The organism is Roseateles sp. (assembly GCF_036404855.1).
Lineage (GTDB): Bacteria > Pseudomonadota > Gammaproteobacteria > Burkholderiales > Burkholderiaceae_C > Pelomonas.
Genome location: NZ_DASWYS010000205.1, coordinates 1 through 2,708, shown reverse-complemented (window position 1 = coordinate 2,708; position 2,708 = coordinate 1). Strand labels below are relative to the sequence as shown.

4 protein-coding genes are annotated in these 2,708 nt (G+C 68.7%); 3 read left to right on the top strand and 1 reads right to left on the bottom strand.

The window, feature by feature from the left end; all coding sequences use genetic code 11:
* Nucleotides 1–332: radical SAM protein (locus tag VGF12_RS13730; RefSeq protein ID WP_331176597.1), on the bottom strand; the 332-nt coding region annotated here is incomplete at its 3' end.
* A 72-nt stretch (nucleotides 333–404) separates the two neighbouring features.
* Here VGF12_RS13730 and VGF12_RS13725 point away from each other — a divergent pair.
* The 3 genes from VGF12_RS13725 to paaI all read left to right on the top strand — a co-directional run bounded on the left by VGF12_RS13725 (nucleotide 405) and on the right by paaI (nucleotide 2,656).
* Nucleotides 405–1,346, top strand: coding sequence for a carbohydrate kinase (locus VGF12_RS13725; RefSeq protein WP_331176596.1), 942 nt, complete (start codon nucleotides 405–407; stop codon nucleotides 1,344–1,346).
* Between the two features lie 78 nt (nucleotides 1,347–1,424).
* Complete coding sequence (locus tag VGF12_RS13720; RefSeq protein ID WP_331176595.1) at nucleotides 1,425–2,228, top strand: enoyl-CoA hydratase-related protein; 804 nt, start codon at nucleotides 1,425–1,427, stop codon at nucleotides 2,226–2,228.
* Complete coding sequence (gene paaI, locus VGF12_RS13715; protein WP_331176594.1) at nucleotides 2,228–2,656, top strand: hydroxyphenylacetyl-CoA thioesterase PaaI; 429 nt, start codon at nucleotides 2,228–2,230, stop codon at nucleotides 2,654–2,656. Before VGF12_RS13720 ends, paaI begins: the two co-directional genes overlap by 1 nt.
* Nucleotides 2,657–2,708: the final 52 nt, after the last annotated feature.

The following is a 2,708-nucleotide window of genomic DNA, read 5'->3' as shown; positions in this document are numbered from 1 at the left end:
TCCAGCCCGCGGCGCAGCGTGGGTTCGCCGCCGGTGATACGCAGCTTCTCGACACCCAGAGCCACGAAGATACGGGCCAGCCGCGTGATTTCCTCAAAACTGAGGAGATCGGCATGGGGCAGAAACTCGTGGTGCTTGTCGAACACCTGCTTGGGCATGCAGTAGCCGCATCGGAAGTTGCAGCGGTCCGTCACCGAGATGCGCAGGTCCCGCAGCGGACGCCCGAGTGCGTCGGCAAGGGGCAGCGCGGGCGGCGCGGCCAGGCCGGCGGCGGGCGGCAGCGCAGCCGGCACCTCGCGGGCGTCGTGCAGGGGAATCACACGTGCTGACATGGTGTCGATTGTGTCAGCGACGGCAATACCGGGGCTTGCCGCGGGGCGGCGGTCGCGCTTGAATGGCCGACGATGAGCGACATCCTGCACCCCGACCTCCCGCATTTCGTTGCCTTCGGCGAGGCTTTGACCGACCTGATCCGCATCGGACCGGACCGCTGGCGCAGCGCCTGCGGGGGCGCGCCGTGGAATGTGGCCGTGGCGATGTCGGCGCTGGGCCGGCTGAGCGCCTTTGGCGGCGCGATCAGCCAGGACCCGTTCGGGGCCGAGATCTGGCGGTGCAGCCAGGAGGCGAACCTGGACATGCGCTTCATCCAGCAACTGCCGAGGCCGCCACTGCTGGCCGTCGTGCATGAGCTGGACCCCCCGCGCTATTTCTTCATCGGCCAGGACAGCGCCGACCTGCATTTCCGCCCTGAGGGCCTGCCCTCGGGCTGGGCACGCTCGTTGCGCTGGGCGCACTTTGGCAGCCTGGGCCTCGTGCGCGAGCCCCTGGCGGGCCGGCTGCTCGCCCTGGCCCAGGCGCTGAAGAGCGAGGGCCGGCTGATCAGCTACGACCCCAATTTCCGGGCGCCGGCGATGGACTCGCGCTACGACGACACACTGGCGCAGATGTGCCGGATGGCCGACGTCATCAAGGTGTCCGACGAGGATCTGCGCGGCCTGTTCCGCGTGACCGACCACCGCTCCGGGCTGGCCCAGATTGCGGCCTGGAACCCGGGCGCCTGGCTGCTGCTGACACGTGGCGAGGCGGGTGCGACGCTGTATCACGGCGTGGAGGAGTGCAGTGGCCTGCCGCCGCGGATCGACGTCGTCGACACGGTGGGCGCCGGCGACTCGGCGCTCGCCGGCTTGCTGGACAGCCTGATGCGCAATGCCGGCGCCCCCGCGGAGACGCACCTGCGCGCGGCGCTCGCGGCCGGGGCTGCGGCTTGTACCGCGCCGGGGTTTGCGCCGCCGAGGCCGGCCCTCGTCGCGGCGCTGGCGGAAGACGTCGAGATCATTAAGAACTAGGGTTTTCCCGCCCGCCTCTTGATCCAGATCAAGCAGAGTTCTAGGATTAACCGACCGGTCGGTAGAGAAATGAATTCCATGTCCGAGCACTTGATCCAGATCGAACAGCACGGTGCCGTGCGCCTGCTGCGCCTGAACCGTCCCGAGGCGTTGAACGCCTTCACCACTGGCCTGCTGGGCCAGCTGCGCCAGGCGCTGGAAGCGGCGGCCGAGGACAGCGAGGTCCGTTGCGTGCTGATTACCGGTGCGGGCCGTGCCTTCAGCGCCGGCCAGGATCTGTCCGACCCGCACGTGGCGCCCAGTCGCGATGCGGGCGTAGCGCCCAAGGACATCGGCCATCTCCTGGAGCACTACTACATCCCGCTGGCGCTGCGCCTGCGGAGCATGCCGGTGCCCGTCGTGGCGGCCGTCAACGGTGTGGCGGCTGGTGCCGGCGCCAGCGTGGCGCTGGGCTGCGACCTGGTCGTGGCCGGCGAGAGCGCTAGCTTCATCCAGGCGTTCTCCAAAATCGGCTTGATCCCGGACTGCGGCGGCACCTGGCTGCTGCCGCGCCTGGTGGGCCGGGCCAAGGCGCTGGAGATGGCCCTGCTTGGCGACAAGCTCAAGGCCGTGGACGCTGAGCGCCTGGGTCTGATCGCCCGCGTGGTGTCGGACGCCGAGCTGGCCGAAACCGCGATGGCGCTGGCGCAGAAGCTGGCGGCCATGCCCACGCGCGCGCTGGCCGAGACGCGTCGAGCGATGGACGAGGCGCTGAAGTTGGATTTCGAGTCCGCGCTCAGGCGCGAGGCGGGATTGCAGAGCCAGCTGGGCTTCTCGTATGACTACCTGGAGGGGGCTGCGGCCTTCCTCGACAAGCGCAAGCCCGAATTCAAGGATCGTTGATGGACCCGCAAGCCACCGCCGACAAGGTTCGCGACGTGATGTTCGCGGACGATGCCGCCAGCCGCATGCTGGGGCTGCAGATCGCTGCAATCGCGCCCGGTCGCGCCGTGCTGACGATGACCGTGCGGCCCGACATGCTCAACGGTTTTGCAATCTGCCACGGCGGCCTGATCGCCACGCTGGCGGATTCGGCCTTCGCCTTCGCTTGCAACAGCCGCAATGCGCTGACGGTGGCCTCGGGCTTTGGCATCGACATCCTGAAGAGTGCCAAGTTGCATGACGTGCTGACGGCGACGGCGGAGGAGACATCGCTGGCCGGCCGCACCGGCCTGTACGACATCACTGTGAAGAACCAGAACGGCGACCTGATCGCCATGTTCCGAGGCCGCTCCTACCGGCTCGGCGAACGCAAGGTATTTGAAGCATGACCGTCAAGACCCCCCGCCCCGGCGACCTCGAGCCCATCGAAACCGCCAGCCG

Bases quoted from the DNA above. Each gene is read 5' to 3' on its own strand.
- VGF12_RS13725 (WP_331176596.1), top strand. From the start codon at position 405: ATGAGCGACATCCTGCACCCCGACCTCCCGCATTTCGTTGCCTTCGGC.
- VGF12_RS13720 (WP_331176595.1), top strand. From the start codon at position 1,425: ATGTCCGAGCACTTGATCCAGATCGAACAGCACGGTGCCGTGCGCCTG.
- paaI (WP_331176594.1), top strand. From the start codon at position 2,228: ATGGACCCGCAAGCCACCGCCGACAAGGTTCGCGACGTGATGTTCGCG.